This is a genomic window from Candidatus Electronema sp. PJ (assembly GCF_048287395.1).
Taxonomy (GTDB): domain Bacteria; phylum Desulfobacterota; class Desulfobulbia; order Desulfobulbales; family Desulfobulbaceae; genus Electronema.
Genome location: NZ_JBLWEO010000072.1, coordinates 38,646 through 63,661 on the forward strand (window position 1 = coordinate 38,646; position 25,016 = coordinate 63,661).

The window sequence follows — 25,016 nt, forward strand, 5'->3', positions numbered from 1 at the left end:
TGAATAGCGCATCACACTCATCGCCTTTCACTCAGCCGCTATTCTCCAGGAAAACATCGAGGGTGCTTTTTATAAAACCATTCTCTATGTCGTACCAAGAGCAAGCACTATGTCGTAGTACGAGCAAGCACTATGTTTTTTTCCGACATAGTACTTGGTCTTGGTACGGCATAGCACTTGGTTTTCCGATGAGCAAGCACTATGTTTTTTGCCGACATCGCTCTATGTTTTTTTCGGAGCACGGAATGCTGTCCTCTGCGCCCTGTTGGACAATCAGCATGGCAGCAATAATTAGCCCAACACCTGGCAGCACCTGGGCAGGCGGCAGCGATTGCCCATAGCCCCATTCAATCAGCATGATACAGGGCGGATACAGATAGCTGTAGGCCATGACCCGGGTTGGGCCAAGGCGCAGGGTGCAGAGTTGACTAAGGAAAAAGGTGATCATGGTGGAGAAGACCGCGAGATACACAATGCCTAGCCAGACTTGCAGCGGCACCTCGCGCCAAGGCACTACTGTAAGCTGTTGCCCAGAGAAAAGCAGCAGCCAAGCACAGCCTGTGACAAGGATCCAGAAGGTCATGACCGACATGGCTTCCTCGTGATGGAAGAGCTTGATCAAGGGCGTATAAAAAGCCATCAAGAGGCAGCTGAAGAAGAAAATCAGATCGCCAGAATGGAGATCAAAGGCCAGTAACTGCGCCCAGCTACCGTGAAACAGTACCCAGATCGCCCCAAGCGTCGCAGGGAGCAGGGCCAGTAGCCGATATCTGCCCAGCCGCTCGCGCAAGAGAACTGCGCTGTAGAGACTGGACAGTCCTGGTACCAAGGTGTAGATCACCCCAGTGTTGAGGGCCGTGGTGCTTTGCAGGGAGAGAAACATCAGCCAGAAAAAGCCAGTAAGGGTAAAGCTTATGCAGGCATAGCCAAAGAACTGTTTCCGGTTTGGCAGATGCAGGCCGTATTTCCAGGCAATAAAGGGGAGAAAAAGCAAGGCAGCTAAGGCAAAGCGCAGCAGGGTGAGCACGGCTGGATCCATGCCGTCAGCAATGGCCTTGCCTACGGTAAAGGAGGTTGAGACCAAGGCCGTGGTCAGCAGCATCAAGGCGTGGGTCTGCCAAAGTCTGCTCATGTTTGCCAGAGGCGCAACGCCTGCTGATACACCTGTGATTTGGGCAAATCTAAGGTTTCAGCAATCTGCCGCGCCGCATCTTTCAGGGAACTACCTTGATCACGGTGCCAAAGAATCAGCGCATCCAGGTTTTCAGGCCGCTCTTCCTGTTGCTTTTCCTCTGCACCGCTGATAATCAGCACTAATTCCCCGAGCACCTTACCCCGCATCCGTTCCAGCAGCTCAGAAAGCAACCCTGAAAGATGTTCCTCATGCAGCTTGGTCAATTCACGGAAAATCTGGGCCGGGCGGTCGCTTAAAATATCCAAGCAATCCTGCAAGGCCGCTTCGATTCGGTGCGGGGCTTCGTAAAAGATCAGCGCACAAGATAAGGGTTTGAGCGCGGTGAGCTGTTTGCGGCGTTCGCTTTTTTTGGCAGGGAGAAAACCGCCAAAGTAAAAGCTGGCATCCGCCAAACCTGCCACAGAAAGGGCAGTGGCCAAGGCAGACGGCCCAGGCACAGGCAGCACTACAATCCCAGCAGCCCGCGCTGCCCGCACAAGCACTGCGCCTGGATCAGAGAGGCCAGGCGTACCAGCATCGGAAACCAGAGCCACGTTGCTGCCAGCCAGTAACTGCTTGATGAGCCAGCCAGCTTTCTGCTGCTCATTGTCGCGGTGGCAGCTGATCAGTTTGGCATTGATGTTCAGGTGCGAGAGCAGCTTGCGCGTGTGTCTGGTGTCTTCGCAAGCAATGATATCAGCCGCAGCCAGCACCTCCCGCATCCGCAGACTGATGTCGCCGAGATTGCCAATGGGTGTGGCAACAATATGCAGGGTGCCGGGTTTCAGGTCAAGGGGTGTCATACACGCACTGTACGGGCAGCAGGCTCTGGTGTCAACAGCAGAACCGAGTTGGTGAAGAGTACTTTGGTGGGAGGAGGCTATGAATTCGTCTTTTTAGTTGCTTTTCATGAAAGAACAGTTTATAGCAACTCTATGGAGAAGTAGGCCGGATAACATAGGATATGAGGAGAGCGCAATGAGTGATGCAATACAGTCTATCACCGCAGAGGTTGCTGGCGGTATCGCGATCTACGCAATGCTTTCAGCGAATGCTTATAAGGAACAGCCAGGGCGGATTCGGTTTGATGTTGGTAAACTGGGATGGGTGCGGGTTGACTTAGATGGAGAGCGGACAGACGAGCCGACAAAGGAGCATAAGCTCTCTGGGCTGGCTTACGATATCTATGAACAAGTGGGAACCAATAAAGTTGTCTTTGCTTTTCGAGGTACAGATAACGTAATGGACTTTCCCTTGGCAAACTTCTCAGTGCCACCGTTCAATTTCCAATATCGGCAGGCGAGAAAAGTGGTAGGAAGGTATTTAAGCCAGAACAGCCAGAAAAATGTTATCGTTACTGGGCATTCATTAGGCGGAGGCTTGGCCTTAAGCGTTTCTGTCCATCATGGGGTTAAAGCCTTCACCTTTGATCCTTCACCGCGCATTTTTGACGGGCTTGGAGATATGCACGAGCCAGCAGAGCGAGTAGTTATTTATCAGGAAGGCGAAATACTCGAACTGTTCAGGAAACATTGGAAAAAGCTTTCTGATGTGGTTGAAAAAAAGAATATCTACAAGTGTAATTACCACGATGTGTTTGCAGATGAACTCAAACACAGCAAAGATGTGATAACAAAACACAGAAGTGACCTCCTGGCCAAAGGACTACTGATACACGGAGCCACAAAGAATCCCGCGTTGGCTGTGCTGTTGTAAACATAGCACCCGCTACAGGCCGAAGAAAACCTCCTGTAGCAATGAAAAAAGCCTGTGCAGCGGAGCAAAATCGTTCTGCAAGGGGAGAAAATGACCGTGCAGCAGGAGGAAGTCGTGCTGTAGCGGGAAGAACTTGTTCTGCACCGGCAGAAATGAGCCTGTAGCAGGAGGAAATGGCTCTGCAGCAGGAAAAAACCATTCTGCGGCGGGAGAAACTGATGCTACAGCACTGCTGCGTCGTTTCTGCCGCCTGCGCTCCCTTGTCTTCCGGGAACTCCCTTTCCCTAAACCGCAACAGGAGACTGCCATGCCTGCCCCGTATCAATCCATCGAAGATCGCTTGAGTCTCTATAAAACCAGCTTGGTCAATGCCAGCGAGGTGCCTGACTTGCAAAGTCGGCTGGCTCCGTATGGCTACACGCCGCTCAAGCTCGGCCAGATGCTCACCTTTCGCCAGGACGTGTTCGATCTTTATGTTGCCCAGAAGAGTGAGTACAGCGAGCAGCTCGCAGCAACCCAAGCCTTTGAGCAGGCTTGGGACGCGGCGCATACGGCTTACATACGCTTGGTTAAGCTGGGCCGCATCCTGTTCAAGGATGATTATGCGGTGTTTGTCAAACTTGGTCTCAACGAGGAGCGCAAACGCTCCTTTTCTGGCTGGTTGACTCAGGCCCGCCAGTTTTTCAGCAACCTTTTAGCGGATCCTGCTGCCGTCGCAAAGTTTGGCCTCTACAACACCCCGTCTAGCACAATCAACGAAGCCTTAGCTCTCGTTACCACTACAGAAGATCTCCATATCGCTAAGGCAAAAGAAAGCGGCGAAGCCCAGCAAGCCACGCTCAATCGTGATGGCGAGCTGGATATGCTCGACAAAGGCATGTCCGAATTCTATGCTATAGCCCGGCTGGCTTGCGAAGATGCTCCGCAGCTGTTAGAAATGCTGGGGATTGTGGTTGGCGAGTAACGCGGAGATATACAACCCCGAATCTGGGTTCGGGGTTGTTGGTTGCACTGCTTATCCCTACATCACCCCAAGATACCACCGCCACATAGCCAGAATTCCATCCTGAAAATAAAGCCACGACATGGCCGCTAACGAGAGGAAGGGGCCAAAAGGGATGCGGGTCTGGCTATCTTTCTTCTGCATAAGCAGCGACAGCCCGCCGATCACCGAGCCGGTCAACGAACTGGCAAACACCACGTAGAGCAGGCTCTGCCAACCAAGAAACGCCCCAATCATGGCCAGCAGCTTGATATCACCGCCGCCCATGCCCTCCTTGCCCGTCACCAGGGCATAGCCCATGGCCACGCCGTAGAGTATCCCGCCGCCAATCAGGATGCCCAGCCCAGCTTGCTGCCAGGTCACCAAGGGGTTGAAGAAGGAGCCGAGAAAGCCGAGCACAATTCCTGGCAAGCTGATCACATCCGGGATGATTTGATGATGCAGATCAATGAAGGTGATTGCCAGCAGTGCCGCAACAAAGAGGAAATAGAGGACAAAGGTAAAGGACGGGCCAAAGTGCCGGTAGAGCGCACCAGAAAGCACGGCCATACACAGCTCGACTACAGGATATTGGAGCGAGATTTCCGCCTTGCAGGTGCGGCACTTACCCCGCAGAGCCAGCCAGCTGAAGATCGGGATGTTGTCGAACCAGCGCAGTTTGGTGTTGCATTGCAGACAATGCGAGGCCGGGAAGATCAGAGATTGCTTTTCATCCGGCAGGCGGAAGATGACCACGTTAAGGAACGAGCCAACCAAGGCCCCGAAGATGAAACTGTAGATGAAATAGATCGTGTCCATCGCCCGCCTCCATGCAGCAGAGTGTTTTTGTTGAACCAAAAGCCTGTGCCGGGTATTATACCTGACTGATGGGCAAATGACCGCCCGATTTTGCCTCTCTTTCTTTTTCTGCCTTAGAAAAGGCAGATGCCGCCCTCTGGGGCGGGCATTACTATGCCCTACAGCGACTTTGATCTGAAAACCGTCAAGCAGAAACTCGGTGTGCACGTGCTTGAACAGGAGGGATTATTTGCTTCTGTTCCCTGCGCTGCGGTGCGTCCGGCCTTTCAAGAGATTCTGCATGAAAATATCCCGCTTGCCCGCGCTATCAACACCGAGAAGGCTCGTTCTGAGCTGATTATTGCCAATGTGCTGGTTGAAGTACGGAAAATCCTCAAGCACAGTATCAGTTTGTTTTCCGGCATCGAGTTTAATGTTGATAAAGAGAAGGGCTTAAACGGATTTTGCGATTTTATCATCAGTGCCTCAACAGAGCAACTCCTCTTAAACAGCCCAATCATTACTGTTGTTGAAGCTAAGAACGAAAACATCATCGGTGGACTTGGGCAGTGCATTGCTGAGATGTTTGCCGCCAAGCTTTTCAACCAAGCAGAGAATAATCAACATGCTGGCAAGGTTTACGGGGCTGTCACCACAGGCACTGCCTGGAGGTTTTTAAAAATGGAAACAGGCCAGGCTTGGCATTTCTTGCAGAAGGGTGAAGGCAAGGTGCTTATCGACTTGGATGAATACTTGATTGAGAATCCAGGCAAGATCATCGGCATTTTGCTTGACATGGCGACACGAAATGCCTGACTGTATTGAAATAAAGATGCCCCCCTTCCAGCAGCAAAGCCGCATCATCGCGAACGAGCAGCTCGCTGCCGATGTCTTCCGGCTCACCGTGCACACGCGCCAGATTGCGGCAGCTGCCGTACCCGGCCAATTTGTCATGGTCCGCGCTACAGAGAGCCTTGACCCGCTGTTGCGACGGCCTTTCTCTATTCACAGCCGTCATGCCGATGGCACGCTCAGTCTGCTCTTCAAGGTTGTGGGCAAGGGCACAGCCCTGCTGGCTAAGGCCAAGGTTGGCGATCTGCTTGACCTGCTTGGCCCACTGGGCAACGGCTTTAACCTTGTCAGCAACCAGCCGGTTTGCCTGATTGGTGGTGGCATGGGCATTGCGCCACTGCTCTTTCTCTCTCAGGAACTGCGCTGCCCGCAGCATCTTCTTCTCGGCGCGCGCAATCAAGCCGAGTTGGCCCCGTTAGCCGAGGCTTTTGCTGCTGTCAACGGCACCATGCAGCTGGCAACGGACGACGGCAGCCTTGGGCATCATGGTTTTGTCCCTGAGCTGCTCGATACTGTCCTGCCGCAGGTCAGTCAGGTCTGCACCTGCGGCCCCTGGGCGATGATGCGCAGCGTTGTGAGCAAATGCCAAGCCGCCAACGTGCCTTGTCAGGTGTCCATAGAGACGCACATGGCCTGCGGCATCGGGGCATGCTTGGGTTGCACGGTGCCGAGCGCAAGTGGGCCGTATGTTCATGTCTGCAAGGATGGGCCGGTCTTCAACGCAGAGGAGCTGCAATGGCAACGATGAATACCTTCCAGCCTGACCTGCGGGTGCAACTGGGTTCCTTGCAGCTGCGCAACCCGGTGCTGACTGCCTCTGGTACGTTTGGCTATGCTGAGGAGTTCAGCAGCTTCGTCAACCTCAATATGCTTGGCGGCATCATCGTCAAGGGCATCTCTTTGGAGCCGCGCGCAGGCAACCCGCCGCCTCGGATTGTCGAAACAGCCTGTGGGATGCTGAATGCTATTGGTCTGGAGAACGTAGGCGTGGCACGTTTCATCAGCGAGAAGATGCCGTACTTGCGCACGCTCACTGCGCCACTGATCGTCAATATCCTGGGTGACTCTGTAGAAGAGTATGGCGAACTGGCCCGCAGATTGGACGAGGTGCCAGGCATCAGTGCGCTGGAGCTGAACATCTCTTGTCCTAATGTGAAAAAAGGTGGGGTTGCCTTTGGTTCCTCCCCGGAGCTGGCCTTTGCCGTCACAGCGGCGACACGCAAGGCCACCAAGTTGCCGCTGATCGTCAAGCTCTCGCCTAACGTCACCGATATTACCGTCATGGCCAAGGCAGTCGAGGAGGCTGGCGCGGATGCAGTCTCTTTGATCAATACCCTGATTGGCATGGCCATTGACGCAGAACGTCGGAGGCCCCGCTTGGCCAACCTGATCGGCGGACTATCTGGCCCTGCTATCAAGCCCATTGCCCTGCGCATGGTCTGGCAGACTGCCCGCGCAGTCTCGATTCCCGTGATCGGTATTGGCGGTATCGGCACTGCCGAGGATGCGGTGGAATTCCTCCTCGCAGGCGCAAGTGCCGTGCAGGTGGGCACAGCTCATTTTTACGATCCTTCTGCCGCAGAACACATCATCGCAGGACTGGAGGAGTACCTACGACGGCAGGGCGAGGAGCGCGTGACCGACATCATCGGCGCGCTGGACACAGGAGGTAGCTGATGGAATTAGGTAAGATTTGCGTCTCTCTCACCGGCCCGGATGTGGCGACAATTCATGAGCAGGCGCAACAGGTGCTCGAACAGGCGGATGTGCTGGAGATTCGCCTCGACAGCATGGTTGTGCCAGAAGTGGCCAAGTGCTGCTTCATGCTGCGGAAGCCGCTCCTCTTCACCAACCGTCCGGTGTGGGAAGGGGGGAGATTTGCTGGGAACGAGGAAGAGCGGATCGCGCCGCTCCTGAAGGCAGTGCAGCTCGGGGCCGCCTATATCGACCTTGAGCTGCGGGCTGCGTTGGAGTGCCGCCATCGTCTGCTTGAGGTTATCCACAACGGGCCAACCCGGTTGATCATTTCCTGGCATGATTTTAAAGAAACTCCTGCACCGCTGGAGTTAAGCGAAATTCTCCGTCAAATGATTGCCAGCGGTGCGCATATTGGCAAGATTGTCACGATGGCGAATAACCCCAACGATGTACTGCACGTGCTTGCCCTCCAAGAACAGGCGCGGGCCGCCGGATTCTGTTTGAGCTGCTTCTGCATGGGTGAGAAAGGTCGGATTAGTCGATTGGCTGCACTTTATCTCGGCAGCTACATGACCTATGCCTGCTCGAGTGAGTCGCAGGCTGCTGCCCCTGGCCAGATCTCCGTCTGTCGCCTGCGAGGGCTAATTAGCCTGCTTGCTCCGACCGGAGCGTATTGCGCTTGCTGAGGGATAGGGGAAGGTGCTCTGTTGGTGCAAATAAAGAAGAAGTAAAAACAAGTCGGTGCGCAACTGTGGTGCGGAATGCAGTGTAAAGGCCATTTAAAACGACGAACAAAGCATGACATAGAAACGTATTACCCATGTTGCGTAAATTGATTTTGGGGCATTTTGTGCATCCTGTATTTGACAGCGGGCAAGCTCATTTGTGCTTTCGAGTTATCCTGATGAATTTACTGAATGATCCGAGAAAGAGCTTGCTGAAAGCCGCACGATCTGGTTAGCTTTAAAAGCGATAGGTAGTTCCACAGACCACTCTGCTACATGGACAGAAGCACGTTTCCTGCCGCCGCTAAAAGAGTGTGTAAAGGTGGGGAATGCGGTGGGGAGCAAAAAAGATGCTGGGTGTATAAAAGTACAGCTTCGCCTTGTTCTTTCTGCCTTTTTTCGATAGCAAGGCGGGTGATGAGTATCGGCTTACCCAGCCGTCCATTTGCCTCCTCATTCCTTTACCTGTCACCCTGTTTCCAATATCGTCAATCTTCCCTAATCTCTCAGCATTCTCTTCCAACTCAGTAAACAGGTGAACCGCTGTGACCCTTGTTGATGGTAAGACTGAGCTGTACGGCATCATCGGCAACCCGGTACGTCATTCCCTCAGCCCGGTTATGCAGAACGCTGCTTTCGCGGTCATGGGAATGAATAAGCTCTATGTGCCTATGGAGGCCCCTGATCTGCGCAATGCAATGATCGGCCTTCGCGCGCTCGGTTTCAAAGGAGTGAGCGTGACCGTACCGCACAAAGAGAACGTACTGGCCTTTCTCGATGAAATTGATCCGCTTGCAGAGAAGATGGGCGCAGTCAACACCCTGCTGCTTCGACAAGACAGCGTGGGTCAGACTATCGTCTGTGGCTTCAACACTGACTGGCTTGGTGCGAATGCAGCGTTAGCCGCAGAGCATCTTGATCTCCAGAAAAGCCGGGTGCTCATCGCTGGGGCAGGCGGTTCAGCTAAGGCAGTTGCCTTTGGCCTAGTACAAGCCGGAGCTGAAGTGGTGATCACCAACCGGACAACAGCAAATGGTGAGGCTTTGGCTTCCTGGCTTAACTGCGAGTTCATCCCTTTGGCTGATCTTGCGTGGCTGAATGCCGATGTGCTGATTAACACGACCTCAGTGGGCATGGAGCCTGACGCAGACGGGATAATCATTCCGCCGACCATGCTGTCGAAGTTTACCGTGGTGATGGATATTGTCTATGCCCCGCTCAATACCCGTTTGCTGCGCGAAGCCAAGGCCGCAGGTTGCCGCACCATTGACGGCCTGGCTATGCTCGTGTACCAAGGAGTCGAGCAGTTCAAAATCTGGACAGGCAAGACAGCACCAGAGCTGGTCATGCGCTCTGCTTTGGAAGAAGAGCTGCGCCGAAGAGCTGGCTGCTCCTCTGCGGGTAACTGCGGCGGTACAGATCCCAGTGCCTGTCGCAAGAAGCTGTAAAGGAGCAGACTGATTCCTATCAGTCTATCAGCGCATCGAGCATACTTCTTGGAGACATACGCTCGATGTTTTGCCATGACATGAGCGAGCAGTTCAGACGGCTTCCTCTGTCTCAAAGGAAATAGCATCTTGGCTAAATTCTGTACCGATAGTAATTGGATCTTCTGCCTGATAGAGGAGAGCAGTTTGGAGGAACTGGAGGCTATCATGCGGCATGGAAACAAATTGAATCGCCAGACCATCTTCGGTGCAGCGCACTGTAGAACCTTTGGCCTGGAACTTAATGGATGCGCCAGACGGCAAACGATGTTCCGCTTCCAAGATGCAGAGATCTCGCGGCTGCTGCGTAAAGCGACCCTTGATGTACATCCCACCTAAACTGAGGTTGCTGACGAGCTGCTGATCATATTGCTGTGCTCCGAAATCCAGCCGCACCGTGTGATTGGAGTTCACCCGCGTAAACCGACGAATACCTGTGTCTGTCATCTCTGCCACCTTGCCGAAAAGAGTTGTGAAGTACCACTGCCGTTGATTAAAGTATATCTTGTCCTTTGCTCGAATAACAAGGTAACGTAAATATCTTTTCCTGTTAAGGCCTTTGTGCGGCAAAAAACGGAACGGTTAGAGCAGACTTCAACAACTTGCCTTGCAGTGGCATGAGAGGACTCAGCCTTGACGCTGCTGGCTTGAAAAAAGCATTCCCGTGCTCGGAAAAAAGCCTCGAGCGATCTCATCAGAATCCCTCGCTCGACCTCGTACCAAGGCCTCGAGCGACCTCGGAAAAAGGGTCGAGCGAGGGCGTACTACGACATCGAGCGAGGCTTTGGTACGGCATCGAGCGAGGGATTCTGATGAGATCGCTCGAGGCTTTTCCAGGAGCAGCGGCTGAGTGTTCAGGACACTTGCGCCAGTAAGCACTCTGAGCAGAGTCGAAGAGTGCGATGCCAGAGCGACTTACCTAGCTCTGTCGGAGCGAACTCCCACAGAGCTAGGTTCATTTTTCATTTTAATAAGCATCTCTCACTCCCACCAATAGACTATGATCGAACTTCCCCCTCTTCATGATGCTCTTGACGCAGTTGTCCGGGTGCCTGGCTCGAAAAGCCTGACCCAGCGTGCCTTAATTGCCGCAGCGTTAGCTGAAGGTGAATCCACGTTGTTTGGCCCGCTTGCCAGCGAAGACACGCACTATACGATTACTGCCCTGCGCCAGATGGGCATTCAAGTGGATGATAGCAACCCATCTGCCTGGACTGTGCAAGGTTGTGCCGGCTGGATTCAAACCCCAGAGCAAGATATCTTCCTCGGTAATAACGGCACAGCGACGCGCTTTCTTACTTCTGTAGCTGCCCTTGGCCACGGGCGTTTCTGGATTACCGGCGGCGAAAGAATGATGCAGCGGCCAATTGAGCCGCTCATGGCTGCTCTCCAAGGCTGGAAGGTACAGATTAGTAGCGTAGAAGGTACAGGCTGTCCGCCCTTACTGATTGAGGCGGACGGGCTATATGGAGGCGAAACCGTGCTCCCCGAAGGTAAGTCCAGTCAGTATTTATCTTCACTCCTCCTTGTTGCCCCCTATGCTGACCGACCAGCCGAGTTGATCGTCAAGGGTGAAGTGCTTTCACGGCCTTATGTGGAGATGACTCTAGCAGTAATGGCTGACTTTGGTATTCGGGTTGAAACCGCACGCTCGCTGGTTCGCTTTCGTATTCCCAAAGGGAAGTATCAGGGAATCCGTTATGAAGTAGAAGGCGATGCCTCAGGAGCCTCTTACTTTTGGGCCGCAGCTGCCGTTACTGGCGGGCGGGTTACAGTTGCTAATGTACCGCCCTGCTCATTACAAGGCGACACTGGCTTAGTGCCCTTGCTGGCCCGTATGGGATGTGAAGTGAGCATGGAACAGAACGGCATCCGCGTGCAAGGGCCAGAGTGTTTGCAGGGCATTGAAGCAGATATGGGTGATATGCCAGATGTTGCTCCCACCCTAGCAGTGGTAGCTGCCTTTGCCCAAGGAACTACAGTGATCAACAACATCGCCCATCTCCGCATTAAAGAGTGTGATCGTTTGGCTGTAATGGTCAGTGAATTGCGCAAACTAGGTGTAGAGGTAGAAGAGGAGCCAGGCCGGATGCGCATTCATGGCCAAGGTGGCAAAGGCCTGCACGGAGCCAAGATCGCTACCCATGAGGATCATCGCATTGCCATGTGCTTTGCTGTGGCAGGGCTGAAGGTGGCGGGCGTGCAAATTAGCGGTGAAGCGTGTGTGAGTAAGTCGTTCCCGGATTTCTGGGAGCGGTGGCAGGCCATGCGGGGACAACTCCAAACAGCGTGTGTCTGAAAGACAAACTCGCTGCGGCCAGATACAAGCTAGGCGTTGCTCTAGCCATCATCACGGACTGGCTGTTAATCGCGAGCGGGCTGCTCCTCATCTTAATTGCCCTATTCAGAATAGACGTGCTCCTGGCAAAGTATTTCCTGCTCTGCTGCGGGGCACTGTTCAGTGTCTTTGGCTGTTGGTTCCGGCAGAGACGACTGCGCAGGTAGTGGTAAAGCGGAATGTTACTCTGTGGGCAGGGGCACTTTCAAGGTAGAATGCAGCTCATTCTGCGAGAAGCGCTTGAGTAGGAGCTGAATGAGATAGAAGCCGAAGTGTGGGTTCTGATAGTAGAGTTGCCGGATGTGCTTGTCCGTCATGGAGAGCAGCTCCACATCTGTCTTGCAGCGAAGCGTAGCCCGCCGCACTTGCTCACTCGCAAACACCCCCATCTCACCAAAGATCTCACCAGGCCGGATCGCCGCATCCAGCTCGTCTACAGAGAGATGGCCAGATTTGAGCAGGTAAATCTTTTCTGCCCGATCACCTTTGTGGAACACAATGTCGCCTTCCTTGAAGAGTTCTTTGGTCATGTGGGGAATCATGAACTCAAAAGACATGTCACCCTCTGATGCCTTACGTACCTGCTTGATCAAACGAAGCATCTGCACCAAGCGGAGGCAATTCATCGGCAGCAGGGCAACGTGCAGGATGAAAATCGGCAGAATATGGGCGTGAGAGGTATAAACGATAAAGACGATATTGCTGATGATACCAATAATCCGCAGCGGAATCATGTTCTTCATATAGAATGTCGAGAACATCAGCGACACGGCCAAGTAGCCAAGAAGATCAACCCAATTAACATTCATGATAGAGGCAGCCTTGAGCTTAGAAGTATGAGAGAAAACCTCACATTATGCGCCTTGAATCCATATTAATGGGCTTGCCCAGCGATTACAACCAGAATATTGCTTAACTAACTCTCATGAACCAGATCAATGCCCTAGCCCTGTTTTCCGGCGGCTTAGACTCCATTCTCGCCTGCCGGGTGGTTGCGGCGCAAGGTATTCGCGTGCAGGCCGTGAAATTTGTTACACCCTTTTTCGGCCATAACCTGCTGGCTGACCAGGAGAGTTTCCGGCAAGAAACCCGGCGTAAATATGGTATTGAGGCTGAGTTGCTTGATTTGAGCGAGGGCTATATTGAGCTATTACGTCAACCAGCACATGGCTTTGGCAAGAACTTCAATCCCTGCATTGATTGCAAGATTCTTATGCTGCGTCGTGCCCGCGAGTTGATGGTCGAGCGCGGGGCTTCCTTCCTGATTACCGGGGAAGTACGCGGCCAACGGCCTATGTCGCAGCACCTTGACACCCTGCATCTGATTGAAAAAGAGGCGGGCTGTCAGAATATTCTCCTCCGCCCTTTGTCCGCTCGCTTGCTGCCTCCTACTCTGGCTGAACAACAGGGCTTGGTGCAGCGAGAGCAGCTGTACGGCTTTGCTGGCCGAGGCCGTAAAGGACAACTTGCTCTTGCCAGGGAGCTGGGGATTAGCGATTTTCCTGCGCCTGCTGGTGGCTGCGTGCTTACAGATCCCATCTTGGCTGCCCGGATTCAACGCTTTTATGCTGGACTCTTTGCTATTAGACCAGAAGACATCACCGTGGCAGACATTCGCTTGCTGTTATTAGGCCGCCAGTTCCGACTACCTGGTGGTCACTGGCTGGTGTTAGGCCGCAACGAGCAGGAGAATAACTGCATTGCCGCGCTGCGAGGGCCAGACGACTGGTTGCTTTTTATGCCTGAGCGTTCTGGACCTTTGGCTTTACTGCGGCGGGCCAGCGAAGCTGCCCAGATCAGCGCAGAGTTACCTACCTTAGCAGCTGGGCTGGTAGTCCGTTATGGGCAGAAAATCAACGGCAGCCTTTTACCTGGCAATGTACTGCTGGAACGCGACCAAACTAAAACCATGCTTACCAGCATAAATCCGCTGCCAGATACTTTGGTGCAAGAATGGGTGGTCTAACACCTTGACCTTTCCTGCCTTTTTTCCTTAGACCTCTTGCAGAGGTCAATAAGCAGGTTTCTTTTGTTGCGAGATTTCTTGCATAACTAGCAAGAAAAACTCCTTTCTTGCTCGCTTGCAAAGGAGTTATACTCGGCAGAAAAGGAGTCTGGCCGAGTAGGAAAGGAGTGTTGCTTGGCCAGAAAGGAGTTCTGCCGACTAAGAAAGGAGTTTTAATCGGCCAAACTCCTCTGCTATTCGGCAAGACTCCTTTGCGGCTTACCAGGAAAGCAGTTTGGCCAAGCCGAACTCCTCTTATAGCGATTACAACTCCTCTTTTACCAAGCCAAACTCCTCGGCAAACAGGCCCTAATCAGCCTCTGCTAAAAGCAGAGCCAAGTGCGCCACCCTGATTTTCTCCCCCTGGCGGACTAACTCTTGTTGATATTGGAGTAAACAGCCAGAACAGGTTGAGGTAATACTGGCTGGTTTTCCTGCCAGAGCTTGGCAACTGCAACGGGCAAAAACTTTCGCGGCAGTTGCTGGGTAGGCGACATGAAATAAGCCGCCTTGCCCGCAACAGCAGGGGCCAGCATCTGGTTCGACAATTTCCAAACCCCTTTTTCGCAGCAGACGACGCGGATTTTCCATGCCACCCGGAGTAAAGCGAAGATGGCACGGGTCGTGATAAAAGACGCGCTGCTTCTGTGTCTTCCCAGTTATCTGCGGTAAATATTCAGCAAAAAAGGCGGTAAATTCCCGAACACGATAGGCAAAAGCCTGGGCGCGTTGTTGCCAAGGATCTTTATCCGCAAACAGGCTGGGATAACTGCGCAGATGACTGGAACAGGAGGCACAGGAGGTCAGAATAGCACCAGTCCCAGTAAAGGCAGCAATATTCCGTTGTGCCTGGACGCGGGCCTGCGCCAAATTACCTGAACTCCAAGTTGCCAAGCCGCAACAGCTTTGCGCCGCAGGAATCTGGGCAGTCAGACCGCATTGATGCAGCAGTTTTTCGGTGGCTGTGGCGATAGAAGGCTGGACATGACGGGCCAAGCAACCGACAAAATAGGTAAGACCTCTGTCGTCTGGCTGGAGTTTACTCTCAGGCAGCAGCGGCAAAGCTGCCCGCTGCTCTTCCAACAAACCGAGCCGTAAGCGTAACCCTGAATTTGTCGGCAAGGCTAGAAGATGCTTCAAACTAATACCTGCCCTAACTAAACCCTCCAGCAGCAAAGGATGGGCCAGCACCGTATCTGTAGCTGCTTGCCGCAGGCTGGCGGCTGGCCTTTGCCAGAGCGGGAAATGGCTGCGGGCCTCGACGATTAATTTGGTAATCGGCAATTGGCGCGGACACACCTGCTCGCAGGCACCACAAAGCAGACAGCAGGCAAAAATATCCGCCAGTATGGAACTTGGCCTAGCCTGGTCTCCTTGAGTTAATAAATACATCCTGCCTCTGGCTGTCAGCGACTCGCGGCCTTCAGCTCTAAAAACCGGACAAACTGGCGCACACGCCCCGCATTTGGCACAATCTGCTGCCAGATTTTCGCTGTTGTTTTCCACAGTTGTTTTCCCTATATGCTCATTGCGCATGTCTGCCGACTTTCCGCTCCTTGACCATAAGCTACACATCGCTGAAATCAGGCAGGCCATGTCAGACAGACATGGCAGTGCATGTTAGAGTGACATGCTATGCCTGGTCTCTTAGGTGTGCTACCGCAGCTTTTTTTGCTCTGACGTACTGAGATTATTTTTGCCAAAGGCGCAGGAAATAGCACCGAAAATGTACTGAATGTCCAGGCAGGAACCTGCTGGCCAGGGAGATGGGCAGAAAGGAAAAGGGCAGGGGAGAACCCTGCCCTTGGTGTCAGAATGATAGCGAAAAGATGAGGGTTACATTACATCCCGGCGGCCTTGCGCAGTTCTTCGGCCTTGTCGGTGCGTTCCCAGGTGAAGTCGGGCAGCTCACGGCCAAAGTGGCCATAAGCAGCTGTTTGCCGGTAGATGGGGCGGAGTAAGTTGAGCTGCTGGATAATGGCCTTGGGCCGGAGATCAAAAGTCTCACTCACCAGCTGGGTTAAGCGTTCTTCCGAGATCTTGCCTGTACCAAAGGTGTTGACGTTGATGGACACAGGCCGGGAGATGCCAATAGCATAGGCAACCTGCACTTCAACTGTCGAAGCTAGGCCAGCAGCAACAATGTTCTTGGCCACATAACGACCCATGTAGGAGGATGAACGATCTACTTTCGAGGGATCCTTGCCAGAGAAGGCACCACCCCCATGCGAACCTCGGCCACCATAGGAATCAACTATAATCTTACGGCCTGTGACCCCGCAGTCACCCACTGGCCCGCCTATCACAAAGCGGCCTGTTGGGTTAATAAAGAACTTGGTGTTGCTATCAATCATCTCAGCCGGGAGTATAGGCTTGATGATCTCCTCCATAATCCCTTCCTTGAGGTCAGCATAGGCAATGTCCGGGCTGTGTTGACTGGACAAGACCACGGCCTCAATGCGCTTGGCCACTTTTTTTTCATATTCAATCGTGACCTGACTTTTAGCATCAGGTCGCAACCAGGGCAATACGCCGTTTTTGCGCACTTCAGCTTGTCGTTTGACCAATCTGTGCGCATAGGTGATGGGCATGGGCATTAGTACCTCGGTCTCATCACAAGCATAGCCGAACATCAAGCCTTGATCGCCAGCACCCTGCTCTAAATCCAGGCCAGAGCCTTCGTTGACACCTTGGGCAATGTCTGGTGACTGCTTATCAATGGAAGTCATAACAGCGCAGGATTGCCAGTCAAAACCCATATCAGAGGAGTTGTAGCCAATTTGGCGGATGGTCTGGCGAACTATATCTGGCATATCGACCCAAGCTGAAGTGGTAATCTCCCCAGCAATCATGGCCAAGCCTGTAGTAACTAGACTCTCACAACCCACACGAGCATAAGGGTCTTGGGCGAGAATAGCGTCGAGAATGGCATCAGAAATCTGGTCGGCAACCTTATCAGGATGCCCTTCGGATACAGATTCAGATGTGAATAAGTGGCGCGACATAATAGCTCCGTAAAGAATTAAAGAGGACTGATGAAGTTAAGAATGCTGTTTGGCCCGACCACTTCCTTGCCATCCGGCTTGACGGGCTTGGGCAACAAACTCCAGGGCGATTTCCCATTTGTTGAGTGGACTGATAATATACAGGCCATCAATCATGGGAGCAATTTGAGCAACTAGGCTGGCAGTGTATTCCAGGGCCACTTTACGTTGATCAGCAACTTGGCTGAACTGTGCCAGGCGACTGCGTAGCTCCTGCGGCACTGAGATGCCTGGTACTTCGTTATGGAGGAACTCAGCATTTCTGGCTGAGATGAGAGGAAAGATCCCTGGAAAGACCAGGATCTCAAGATGCCGCACATGCTCCAGCATCTGTTCCACTGCTTCAGCAGAAAAGAGCGGTTGGGTCATGGCAAAGCGTGCTCCCAGCTCCGCCTTCTTTTCTAAACGCCGCAACTGGACTTCTGGGTCAGCAGGACGAAAGCTAAAAGCAGCTCCAATAGAGAAATTGGTCTGCTGCCGTAAGGATTGTCCAGCCATGCTGAAACCTCGGTTAAGACCATCCAGCATGGTAATGAGGCCATAGGAACGGAGATCAAACACGCCAGTAACCCCTGGTTGATCTGTACCTGCCGCAGAATCACCCGATACAGCCAGAACGGCTTCGATACCAAGCAGATGTGCATCCATCATTCGGGATTGCAGACCAAGGGCATTCACATCCCTGCCTGTCTGATGCAGAATGGTTTGAATACCAGTGCGCTGCCGGATTAAAGCAGCCATACTCAGATTGCCAGCTCGTAATACAGCTAAAGGGTTCTCACCAAGGGAGATGGCATCAGCCCCTGCTAGGGCCAGCTTTGCTGCACCTTGCAAGACCGGCTCCACATCTAAGTGGGCTGGTGGATCTAGTTCAACGATAATCGGCAATCGGCCTGGTTGAAGGGAGTCGAGGAAGCCGCCTTGTTTGGCAGGAGCAGGCACTACGGCTGGCTCCTCATTCCTTGGCTCCATACCTCCTAAAACCTGCACCCGCACCGGCTTAATCTTCAATACTGAGCGGAACTCCTGGATATGGGCAGGCTGCGTACCGCAGCAACCGCCAATCAGATGCACTCCGCTGCGCAGCATCTCCTTGGCCCGCACTGCCATATAGCCAGGCTGGGCCGGGTAGATCATCCGGCCTCCGAGTATCTCTGGTAAACCCGCGTTCGGGAAGGCGGAAAGCGGTGTACCCTCCGCAGCCAAGGGCGACATTTTTGCTACGGCCTGCACAGTAGCATCGACACCGCGCCCGCAGTTCGTACCAACCAGGACTGCCCCAGCTGCTCGCATCTGCTGCCCGCAGTAGAGCGCGTCCTCACCGAGTACAGTTAGCCCTTTAGCCGGAAAAACCATCTGGGCAACCACTGGGAGCTGCGGGGCTGCGCTCCGGGCTGCGGCAATGGCGAGCAGGATTTCCTCCAAGCTGGAGAAAGTCTCGATGATCAGCAAATCAACTCCGCCTTCAGCTAATCCTAGCACCTGCTCGCGGAAGCAATCGCGAATCGCATCTCTCACCCCTTCCTCTTCATGCAAAGGAAAGGCAATGCCGCTCGGCCCAACTGAGCCAGCCACATAAATGTGCTGGCCAGCAGCCTTGACTGCAATCTCCGCACCGAGGCGATTGATCTCCTGGACGCGCTCTCCTGCCTCGCGCAGCTTGAACCAGTTGGCCCCAAAAGTGTTGGTCTCGATCAGCTGACTGCCTGCCCGGATATACTCCTCGTGGGCCGCTAAGACGATTTCTGGAGCCTGCACATTCAGCAGGTCAAGATTGCGGCCTCGCTCCACTCCCTGCTCAAAGAGATAGGAGCCAAGCGCACCGTCGCCGAGCACCACGTGGTCATGGATATATTCGAGGAAATCAGGCTTCATGTCTTCAGGCCGCAGCTAGGTAACTTAATAGGATAATTTGAACAATGAGACCGCTTGCTGCCATCTGCCAGCAGGTTGCTCTTGAGGCAGCATTGGTTCCATACCCCTCAGTTAATATTCCTTTCTTGCTCGTTTGCCAAGGAGTTTGGCTTGGCAACAGAGGAGTTTTGCCAACTAACAAAGGAGTTCTAGTCGGCCAGAAAGAAGTTTTGCCGAGTAGCAAAGGAGTCTGGCCAAGCCGCAAAGGAATTCTGCCGAGTAAGAAAGGAGTTCTATTCGGCCAAACTCCTTTTCTGCCGACTCCAACTCCTTTCTTACCAAGCCAAACTCTTCCCCAACTTGGTTGAACACCTGCCGATGTACTCACCACTGCAACCTGATGACGGCGTACTGGATGAAAAGAAGCAGGGGCGAAAACTTTTCGCCCCTGTGAAGAACCGTTTATGCCTCTTTCTGTTCCGGCTTCTTGAAGCTGCCAAGCGTCAGCTCGATCACCTCGTCCATGTGGCTGACCGGGTAGAAGATGAGCTTCCGCCGCATCTCCTCTGGGATTTCCACCAAGTCTTTCTCGTTGTCCTTGGGGATGATGACCTTAGTGATCCCGGCCCGCAGCGCAGCCAAAGCCTTTTCCTTCAGGCCACCAATGGGTAATACCCGCCCGCGTAGGGTCACTTCGCCGGTCATGGCAATGCCTTTCCGCACCTTCTGCTCTGTGATGGCCGAGCAAAGGGCCACAGTCATGGTAATACCGGCGGACGGCCCGTCTTTAGGGATGGCTCCGGCAGGCACATGAATGTGGATGTCCCTCGATTCAAAATAGCCTTTCTCCACACCCAAGGCACTGCTGCGGCTGCGGCAGTAGGTCAGGGCCGCCTGTGCTGACTCCTTCATCACCTCGCCCAACTTGCCAGTGAGGAGCAGACTGCCCTTGCCTGGCACAATCGAGGTCTCGATATGCAGCAATGCGCCACCCACGGAAGTCCACGCCAGGCCTATAGCCAAGCCCGGCTGGGCAAGCGTGTCCAGTTCTGCATCAGGCAAATACTTCGGCGGGCCGAGGTACTTCTCGACTGTGTTCTTGGAGATGCTGTACGGCCCCTTGCCGCCCTCAGCAATCTTGCGGGCCAGCTTGCGGCATATCCGCCCTAGCTCGCGCTCCAGATTGCGCACCCCGGCTTCTTCGGTGTAACTGCTGATGATCAGGTCAATAATGCTGTCATCCATCTTGACCTGATTCAGCTTGATACCGTTTTCCTTGGTCTGGCGCGGCAGCAGATAGGTGCGGGCAATAGCCTTCTTTTCCTCCTGAGTGTAACCGGCAATTTCGATCACTTCCATCCGATCCATCAGCGGGCCAGGGATGGTATCCGTGCGGTTGGCCGTGGTAATGAACATGACCTTGGAGAGATCAAAGGGCATATTCATGTAATGGTCAGAAAAGGTGTTGTTTTGCTCTGGGTCGAGGACTTCGAGCAGGGCTGAGGAGGGATCGCCCCGGTAGTCGGAGCCGATCTTGTCGATCTCATCCATCATGAAGACTGGGTTGTTCGTACCTGCGCTCTTCAATCCTTGCAAGATGCGGCCCGGCATCGCTCCGATGTAGGTGCGGCGGTGGCCACGAATCTCGGCCTCGTCGCGCATTCCGCCCAACGAGAGACGGTAGAACTTGCGGCCCATTGCCCGCGCTACTGCCTTGCCCAGAGAGGTCTTGCCCACGCCTGGCGGCCCGACAAAACAGAGAATCGGTCCCTTGGTCTCGGTGTTCAGCTTGCGCACCGCGAGGAATTCCAGGATGCGCTCCTTGACCTTTTCCAAGCCGTAGTGATCTTCGTCCAGCACCTTGGCCGCTTTCACCAAATCGAGCAGATCAGTCGAAGACTTCTTCCACGGCAGATCAATGATCCACTCTATGTACGTGCGGATGATGTTGGCCTCCGAGGCATCTGGATGCATCATCTCCAGCCGCTTTAGTTCCTTGAGTGCTTCCTTGCGGGCGTGCTTGGGCAGTTTCTTCTTGGAGATTTTCTTGTTCAGCTCCTCGATGTCCTCAGTATAGGAGTCGTCGTCGCCCAGCTCTTTCTTCAGAGCCTGCATCTGCTCGCGCAGATAGTATTCCCGCTGGGACTTCGACATCTCCTCGCGCGCATCGGACTGAATCTTGGCCTGCACTGCCGCCACTTCCAGCTCTTTGTTGAGCAGGTTGGCCACTAAGCGGAGCCGCTCTAGAGGATCCACAGTCTCCAGGATTTTCTGCGACTCACCTACCTTGAGGCGAAGATTAGAGCCAACCAAATCGGCCAACCTGCCTGGCTCCTCAATGCTGTTGACAATGCCCATCAGATCAGCGGAGAGAATGCCCCGCAAGGACATGATCTTCTCGGTCTGCTCCCGCACCAAGCGCATCAAGGCCTCGATCTCCACTGTGACCGGGCCGGTTTCCTCTTCTTCGACCAAGGTGATGCCAACCCGGAAATGTGGCTCCTTCTGCTTGCAGTCCGTGATCCGGGCCTTGGCCAGAGCCTGTACCAGCACCTTCAGCCTGCCATCTGGTAGCTTGAGACTGCGCATGATCTGCACCACCATGCCCACCTCGTACAGCTCTTCTGGCTCTGGCTTGTCGCTGGCCACATCCTTCTGCGTGACCAGCATCAGCATCTTGTTGCCGCTCATGGCCTCGTTGACAGCGGAAACCGAGCTAGGCCTTCCGACAAACAGCGGCAGGATCATGTAGTTGAAGACCACTACATCGCGGACTGCCATCATCGGCAGCTCTTCAGGGATATCCGTGTCCTGAACGTTATCCGCGAAATCGTCCATGCTACTGGACAATGAATCGTCACTCTGCAATTTTTTCCTCCTGAGATCAGGAAATTATCAGCAAAACCCCGCTCCCTGCCTATAGACCTGCGGCAGTTTGCTGCATCAATGGTTGAAAGAACTTAAACATAACCTTATAGTAAGTCAAGCCGGGACAGCACTCAGCGGCAAAAAACATCGAATTGAGGTATCCAATGCTTACCCCCCTCTCTTTTTTTGACCTAAGCGACTTTACGCACCGCGCCCTATTTCAGGACAGCACCCATGTTTGGGATGCGCTGAAAAACCTGAAGGCGTACATGAATGGGTTGGATTATGGCACGTTCCGCCACAAACGCCTACAGGACGGCATCCCTCTGCCTTGCCATTTGATTTTTCATGAGGGAATATTGCAGGAAGCCGAGAGCTGTATCATCACCTGGGGTGACACGCTCAAAGGCGGGCTACGGGTCACGCTTGATGGAAAGGAGCTGGCCGGAGCCTCAGTGATTATGGCTGGGGCAGTGCTGCTAGGCAACCAAATTCGCCTGGGCAAAGGTGTGCTGATTGAATCCGGCGCACTGATCAAGGATCCGGCAGTAATCGACGACTACACCGAAGTGCGGCAAGGAGCCTATGTGCGGGGCTATTGCCTTACAGGGAAACGCTGCGTTATCGGCCATACTACTGAGGTTAAGCATTCCATCTTTCTCAACGACGCAAAGGCGGGCCATTTTGCCTATCTCGGCGACTCCATTCTCGGCAATGAGGCCAATCTCGGCGCAGGCACCAAGTTCGCCAATCTCCGCTTTCTGCCCGGCAATGTACAGATCAAGACACCTAACGGCGCACTTGATAGCGGCTTGCGTAAACTTGGCGCGATTCTTGGCGACCGGTCGCAAACTGGCTGCAACTCCGTCACAAACCCTGGCACCTTGCTCGGCAAAGACAGCCTGCTTATGCCGAATACCACTGCGCCGTCTGGCTATCATTCACCTAAGTCAATGCTGCGGTGATAACAGGTACTCTCTCGCCCACCTAAGGGAGGCAACCTGTATATCCTCTGAGAACATGTAGGCATGTTTTCTCAAGGCTGCTTGAGTCAGACTACTCGGCCTTTGTTCCAGTCTGAGTTGCTCTTTTTCTGCCTGATCAGCATGTTCATAAAGAGCGAAGAAAAAGCCAAAGAATATACCAACCGCAAAGAAAATGCGGGCCACGCGATCCCAGGCTAGCTTTCTGCCGTGGTGCAGATAGCTGATCATCCGGGTGAGAATATACGTAAAGCCGATGCAATAGGGCGCGGTAGTCAATAGCTGCATAACCGTGCCTGCCATTATCTCACCAATAGTCTTGCCGCCCCGCAGATGAAAAAACAGATACACAGCGGCAGCAATGACAAAGGTGATCTTCTCATACATTGTTTTCATATGAATACTCAGAGCGTTTGCGTTTTCCCCGATATCCTACCCAAAGACGAAATACTGTTTCCTCTTGTACAGTTTTTTGCCGAAGCTGTCTATATAGCACCCATAGAAAACGACCTACCTGGTAGAAACGAACTGCCACAGTTGGCTGGCGAGCTTTTTGAGCAGGGGCTGCTCCGTTTTCATTGCCCTGCGCCGCTAGGTGCTGACAGGGAACTTTTTCTCTCGATGATCAAAGAAATGCAGCAGCGGCCTGGCGATTACGCCGCGCTTTCCTTGGCCGGAATTGGCGGGAAAGAGGCGGAAAGTAAGGACGCAATTATCAGCGCAGTGCGGCGGCAAATCGCTGGCAAGGTCGGAACAGAGGCTGATGATAAGGAGAGGGCTGATATCCTTTGGCAGGCTCGGCTAGTACTGAAGCTGGGCGAAATCGTGGAGCGGCAGGAGGAAGATATCCGGCAGAGCCTGCACCGGATTTCGCTCCGGGAAAAGAGTCTGTTTCAGACTTTACGCGATGATCAAGATCTCACATCGCCGTTGGAATCGAACAGCGCGACGGATAGCAGCCGAATGCGCCTGCGACTTAAGGCCTGGCGGAATTTGCTTACCTTCGGCCAAACCTTGCCTGCTAGCAGCATCTTTGTCACCGCTGACCGAGATGCCTTTGATCTTCTGACAGAAGCCAGCAACGCTAAATCAGAGTCAGTCCTTGAGCTGTTGCTCCCTGCGGTTGTGGCTAATGGTGATTTTTCTGCAAAACGGGCAGCATTCCGGACAGCTGCGACTGATATCCTCGTGGACTTGCCATCTTCCTTTGCTCGGAATGCCTGGAATATTCTTCTGGAGCAGCATTATCCAATAGCAGAACATGGGAGATGTCGGCTAGCGCTGCATTTTTTTGATCGTACTGTTTGTCAGCAGGACTCCGCAGGCAGTGACAAAGGAGCAGTAATCGGCATCTTGGAACCTCAGCCCTGACAGCTCCTGTGCAGGGAGCCATCAGGGAACATCCTGCTAGATATCGGTAAAATCCGACGGCGGCTTCTTCAGGTACTTGAGGAAGCGGGGTTTCTCGATGCAGTTGGTGTAAGCATCCTCTGCCGCGATCTGCCGCTTGATCAGCAGATCCTCAATGGCATCGTCCAAGGTTGCCATGCCATACTTCTTACCCGTTTGCATGGCCGAGGGAATCTGGTAGGTCTTGCCCTCGCGGATCAGGTTGCGCACCGCCGGGGTGCAGATAAGTATCTCCAAGGCGGCGCAGCGACCTTTCTTATCAATACGCTTAAACAAGGTCTGGGAAACCACTGCCTTGAGCGCGTCGGCCAAGGTTGAGCGCACCTGCCCCTGCTGGTTGGCGGGGAAGATCTCGATGATGCGGTCAACGGTCTTCATCGCGTTCATAGTATGCAAGGTGCCGAAGACCACGTGGCCGGTCATGGCCGCTTCCATTGCCAAAGCAATAGTCTCTAAGTCGCGCATCTCGCCGACCAAAATCACGTCTGGATCTTCACGCAAGGCACCGCGCAGAGCAGCGGAGAAGCTCTGAGTATGCGTACCTACCTCGCGGTGGTTGACGATGCACTTCTTGCTTTCATGAACGAACTCTATCGGATCCTCAACCGTCAGGATGTGGCTGCTGTGATTGACGTTGATCTCGTTGATGATCGCTGCCAAGGTGGTTGACTTGCCAGAACCAGTCGGGCCAGTGACCAACACCATTCCCTTGGGCAGATCAGCCAGCTTAGTGATGACCTTGGGCAGGCCGAGCTGCTCGCAAGAAAGAATCGTGCTGGGAATCTCCCGGAACACCGCGCCGATGCCGTATTTCTGCTGGAAATAGTTGGCGCGGTAGCGGGCCAAGCCGGGGATGTGGTAGCCGAAGTCAATGTCGCCGGTCTCCTCGAAGAGCTTGATTTTCGGCTCCGGGCATATCTCGTAAAGCATACCCTTCAGCTCGTCGTTCTCCAACCGTTTGTATTTGACCCGCTCGACATCACCGCGTATGCGCAGGATCGGCTGCTGCCCGGACACCATGTGCAGGTCCGATGCCCCCTGCTCGTTCATCAGCTTGAAAAAAGCGTCAATCTGTGCCATTC

General features: G+C 53.7%; 24 protein-coding genes. 12 read left to right on the plus strand and 12 right to left on the minus strand.

Translation table 11 applies throughout. The features are described 5' to 3' along the window. Positions 1-199: 199 nt before the first annotated feature. Together ACNKIB_RS12020 and rsmI are read right to left on the minus strand one after the other, a co-directional pair. Positions 200-1,132 (minus strand): DMT family transporter, encoded by a 933-nt coding sequence (locus ACNKIB_RS12020; protein ID WP_417910804.1) that lies wholly within the window; start codon positions 1,130-1,132, stop codon positions 200-202. Further along, complete coding sequence (gene rsmI / locus ACNKIB_RS12025; RefSeq protein ID WP_417910805.1) at positions 1,129-1,977, minus strand: 16S rRNA (cytidine(1402)-2'-O)-methyltransferase; 849 nt, start codon at positions 1,975-1,977, stop codon at positions 1,129-1,131. Before rsmI ends, ACNKIB_RS12020 begins: the two co-directional genes overlap by 4 nt. Positions 1,978-2,083: 106 nt before the next feature. Here rsmI and ACNKIB_RS12030 point away from each other — a divergent pair, with 106 nt between their 5' ends. Continuing rightward, on the plus strand, positions 2,084-2,890 hold the full coding sequence (locus ACNKIB_RS12030) for a lipase family protein (protein ID WP_417910806.1): 807 nt from the start codon (positions 2,084-2,086) through the stop codon (positions 2,888-2,890). A gap of 307 nt (positions 2,891-3,197) precedes the next feature. Next, positions 3,198-3,854 (plus strand): hypothetical protein, encoded by a 657-nt coding sequence (locus tag ACNKIB_RS12035; protein ID WP_417910807.1) that lies wholly within the window; start codon positions 3,198-3,200, stop codon positions 3,852-3,854. A 57-nt stretch (positions 3,855-3,911) separates the two neighbouring features. Here the strand turns inward: ACNKIB_RS12035 and ACNKIB_RS12040 are convergent, their stop codons facing one another. After that, positions 3,912-4,691, minus strand: a complete 780-nt coding sequence (locus tag ACNKIB_RS12040; protein WP_417910808.1) for a prepilin peptidase — start codon at positions 4,689-4,691, stop codon at positions 3,912-3,914. Between the two features lie 153 nt (positions 4,692-4,844). Here ACNKIB_RS12040 and ACNKIB_RS12045 point away from each other — a divergent pair, with 153 nt between their 5' ends. From ACNKIB_RS12045 to ACNKIB_RS12065, 5 genes are all read left to right on the plus strand, one after another. Then, positions 4,845-5,486, plus strand: a complete 642-nt coding sequence (locus ACNKIB_RS12045; RefSeq protein WP_417910832.1) for a hypothetical protein — start codon at positions 4,845-4,847, stop codon at positions 5,484-5,486. Then, positions 5,479-6,270: a dihydroorotate dehydrogenase electron transfer subunit gene (locus tag ACNKIB_RS12050; RefSeq protein ID WP_417910809.1), complete on the plus strand. Its 792-nt coding sequence runs from the start codon at positions 5,479-5,481 to the stop codon at positions 6,268-6,270. Before ACNKIB_RS12045 ends, ACNKIB_RS12050 begins: the two co-directional genes overlap by 8 nt. Next, complete coding sequence (locus ACNKIB_RS12055) at positions 6,267-7,199, plus strand: dihydroorotate dehydrogenase (RefSeq protein ID WP_417910833.1); 933 nt, start codon at positions 6,267-6,269, stop codon at positions 7,197-7,199. The genes ACNKIB_RS12050 and ACNKIB_RS12055 overlap by 4 nt, the downstream gene beginning before the upstream one ends. Next, positions 7,199-7,906, plus strand: a complete 708-nt coding sequence (gene aroD, locus ACNKIB_RS12060; protein WP_417910810.1) for a type I 3-dehydroquinate dehydratase — start codon at positions 7,199-7,201, stop codon at positions 7,904-7,906. The genes ACNKIB_RS12055 and aroD overlap by 1 nt, the downstream gene beginning before the upstream one ends. 584 nt (positions 7,907-8,490) lie before the next feature. Continuing rightward, positions 8,491-9,393, plus strand: a complete 903-nt coding sequence (locus ACNKIB_RS12065) for a shikimate dehydrogenase (RefSeq protein WP_417910811.1) — start codon at positions 8,491-8,493, stop codon at positions 9,391-9,393. A gap of 93 nt (positions 9,394-9,486) precedes the next feature. Here the strand turns inward: ACNKIB_RS12065 and ACNKIB_RS12070 are convergent, their stop codons facing one another. Further along, a complete protein-coding gene (locus ACNKIB_RS12070; protein ID WP_417910812.1) occupies positions 9,487-9,879 on the minus strand; it encodes a PilZ domain-containing protein in 393 nt (130 codons plus the stop codon). 553 nt (positions 9,880-10,432) lie between these two features. Between ACNKIB_RS12070 and aroA the strand changes: the two genes are divergently transcribed. Beyond that, positions 10,433-11,731 carry a 3-phosphoshikimate 1-carboxyvinyltransferase gene (aroA, locus tag ACNKIB_RS12075; RefSeq protein ID WP_417910813.1) on the plus strand — a complete coding sequence of 433 codons (1,299 nt, stop codon included), beginning with the start codon at positions 10,433-10,435 and terminating at the stop codon, positions 11,729-11,731. Continuing rightward, the gene (locus ACNKIB_RS12080) at positions 11,722-11,937 is read left to right on the plus strand and encodes a hypothetical protein (RefSeq protein ID WP_417910814.1); all 216 of its coding nucleotides are present in this window, start codon (positions 11,722-11,724) and stop codon (positions 11,935-11,937) included. The genes aroA and ACNKIB_RS12080 overlap by 10 nt, the downstream gene beginning before the upstream one ends. 15 nt (positions 11,938-11,952) lie before the next feature. On the opposite strand, the gene ACNKIB_RS12085 is transcribed toward ACNKIB_RS12080, so the two are convergent. After that, a complete protein-coding gene (locus ACNKIB_RS12085) occupies positions 11,953-12,579 on the minus strand; it encodes a Crp/Fnr family transcriptional regulator (protein WP_417910815.1) in 627 nt (208 codons plus the stop codon). Positions 12,580-12,695: 116 nt separating this feature from the next. On the opposite strand from ACNKIB_RS12085, the gene ACNKIB_RS12090 reads away from it, so the two are divergent. Further along, entirely contained in the window at positions 12,696-13,736 is a 1,041-nt protein-coding gene (locus ACNKIB_RS12090; protein ID WP_417910816.1) for a thiamine biosynthesis protein, read from the plus strand. A gap of 348 nt (positions 13,737-14,084) precedes the next feature. Here ACNKIB_RS12090 and ACNKIB_RS12095 read toward each other — a convergent pair whose 3' ends face one another. The 5 genes from ACNKIB_RS12095 to lon all read right to left on the minus strand — a co-directional run bounded on the left by ACNKIB_RS12095 (position 14,085) and on the right by lon (position 21,511). After that, positions 14,085-15,311: a (Fe-S)-binding protein gene (locus ACNKIB_RS12095; RefSeq protein ID WP_417910817.1), complete on the minus strand. Its 1,227-nt coding sequence runs from the start codon at positions 15,309-15,311 to the stop codon at positions 14,085-14,087. A 305-nt stretch (positions 15,312-15,616) separates the two neighbouring features. Next, positions 15,617-16,780 (minus strand): methionine adenosyltransferase, encoded by a 1,164-nt coding sequence (gene metK, locus ACNKIB_RS12100; protein WP_417910818.1) that lies wholly within the window; start codon positions 16,778-16,780, stop codon positions 15,617-15,619. A gap of 36 nt (positions 16,781-16,816) precedes the next feature. Then, positions 16,817-18,694 carry a bifunctional homocysteine S-methyltransferase/methylenetetrahydrofolate reductase gene (locus ACNKIB_RS12105; protein ID WP_417910819.1) on the minus strand — a complete coding sequence of 626 codons (1,878 nt, stop codon included), beginning with the start codon at positions 18,692-18,694 and terminating at the stop codon, positions 16,817-16,819. 174 nt (positions 18,695-18,868) lie between these two features. Beyond that, on the minus strand, positions 18,869-19,045 hold the full coding sequence (locus ACNKIB_RS12110; protein ID WP_417910820.1) for a hypothetical protein: 177 nt from the start codon (positions 19,043-19,045) through the stop codon (positions 18,869-18,871). A 90-nt stretch (positions 19,046-19,135) separates the two neighbouring features. Then, on the minus strand, positions 19,136-21,511 hold the full coding sequence (lon, locus tag ACNKIB_RS12115) for an endopeptidase La (protein ID WP_417910834.1): 2,376 nt from the start codon (positions 21,509-21,511) through the stop codon (positions 19,136-19,138). 194 nt (positions 21,512-21,705) lie between these two features. On the opposite strand from lon, the gene ACNKIB_RS12120 reads away from it, so the two are divergent. Further along, on the plus strand, positions 21,706-22,506 hold the full coding sequence (locus tag ACNKIB_RS12120) for a hypothetical protein (protein ID WP_417910821.1): 801 nt from the start codon (positions 21,706-21,708) through the stop codon (positions 22,504-22,506). On the opposite strand, the gene ACNKIB_RS12125 is transcribed toward ACNKIB_RS12120, so the two are convergent. Continuing rightward, a complete protein-coding gene (locus ACNKIB_RS12125; RefSeq protein WP_417910822.1) occupies positions 22,492-22,920 on the minus strand; it encodes a hypothetical protein in 429 nt (142 codons plus the stop codon). The genes ACNKIB_RS12120 and ACNKIB_RS12125 overlap by 15 nt on opposite strands. Before the next feature lie 141 nt (positions 22,921-23,061). Between ACNKIB_RS12125 and ACNKIB_RS12130 the strand changes: the two genes are divergently transcribed. After that, complete coding sequence (locus ACNKIB_RS12130) at positions 23,062-23,895, plus strand: hypothetical protein (protein WP_417910823.1); 834 nt, start codon at positions 23,062-23,064, stop codon at positions 23,893-23,895. Positions 23,896-23,931: 36 nt separating this feature from the next. Here ACNKIB_RS12130 and ACNKIB_RS12135 read toward each other — a convergent pair whose 3' ends face one another. Then, positions 23,932-25,014 carry a type IV pilus twitching motility protein PilT gene (locus tag ACNKIB_RS12135; RefSeq protein ID WP_417910824.1) on the minus strand — a complete coding sequence of 361 codons (1,083 nt, stop codon included), beginning with the start codon at positions 25,012-25,014 and terminating at the stop codon, positions 23,932-23,934. Positions 25,015-25,016: the final 2 nt, after the last annotated feature.

Coding starts and splice junctions, on each gene's coding strand:
- aroD (WP_417910810.1), top strand. CDS start 7,199: ATGGAATTAGGTAAGATTTGCGTCTCTCTCACCGGCCCGGATGTGGCG.
- lon (WP_417910834.1), bottom strand. CDS start 21,511: ATGGACGATTTCGCGGATAACGTTCAGGACACGGATATCCCTGAAGAG.
- aroA (WP_417910813.1), top strand. CDS start 10,433: ATGATCGAACTTCCCCCTCTTCATGATGCTCTTGACGCAGTTGTCCGG.
- ACNKIB_RS12125 (WP_417910822.1), bottom strand. CDS start 22,920: ATGAAAACAATGTATGAGAAGATCACCTTTGTCATTGCTGCCGCTGTG.
- ACNKIB_RS12040 (WP_417910808.1), bottom strand. CDS start 4,691: ATGGACACGATCTATTTCATCTACAGTTTCATCTTCGGGGCCTTGGTT.
- ACNKIB_RS12090 (WP_417910816.1), top strand. CDS start 12,696: ATGAACCAGATCAATGCCCTAGCCCTGTTTTCCGGCGGCTTAGACTCC.
- ACNKIB_RS12105 (WP_417910819.1), bottom strand. CDS start 18,694: ATGAAGCCTGATTTCCTCGAATATATCCATGACCACGTGGTGCTCGGC.
- ACNKIB_RS12045 (WP_417910832.1), top strand. CDS start 4,845: ATGCCCTACAGCGACTTTGATCTGAAAACCGTCAAGCAGAAACTCGGT.
- metK (WP_417910818.1), bottom strand. CDS start 16,780: ATGTCGCGCCACTTATTCACATCTGAATCTGTATCCGAAGGGCATCCT.
- ACNKIB_RS12135 (WP_417910824.1), bottom strand. CDS start 25,014: ATGGCACAGATTGACGCTTTTTTCAAGCTGATGAACGAGCAGGGGGCA.
- rsmI (WP_417910805.1), bottom strand. CDS start 1,977: ATGACACCCCTTGACCTGAAACCCGGCACCCTGCATATTGTTGCCACA.
- ACNKIB_RS12120 (WP_417910821.1), top strand. CDS start 21,706: ATGCTTACCCCCCTCTCTTTTTTTGACCTAAGCGACTTTACGCACCGC.
- ACNKIB_RS12095 (WP_417910817.1), bottom strand. CDS start 15,311: ATGCGCAATGAGCATATAGGGAAAACAACTGTGGAAAACAACAGCGAA.
- ACNKIB_RS12030 (WP_417910806.1), top strand. CDS start 2,084: ATGAAAGAACAGTTTATAGCAACTCTATGGAGAAGTAGGCCGGATAAC.
- ACNKIB_RS12035 (WP_417910807.1), top strand. CDS start 3,198: ATGCCTGCCCCGTATCAATCCATCGAAGATCGCTTGAGTCTCTATAAA.
- ACNKIB_RS12050 (WP_417910809.1), top strand. CDS start 5,479: ATGCCTGACTGTATTGAAATAAAGATGCCCCCCTTCCAGCAGCAAAGC.
- ACNKIB_RS12020 (WP_417910804.1), bottom strand. CDS start 1,132: ATGAGCAGACTTTGGCAGACCCACGCCTTGATGCTGCTGACCACGGCC.
- ACNKIB_RS12055 (WP_417910833.1), top strand. CDS start 6,267: ATGAATACCTTCCAGCCTGACCTGCGGGTGCAACTGGGTTCCTTGCAG.
- ACNKIB_RS12085 (WP_417910815.1), bottom strand. CDS start 12,579: ATGAATGTTAATTGGGTTGATCTTCTTGGCTACTTGGCCGTGTCGCTG.
- ACNKIB_RS12070 (WP_417910812.1), bottom strand. CDS start 9,879: ATGACAGACACAGGTATTCGTCGGTTTACGCGGGTGAACTCCAATCAC.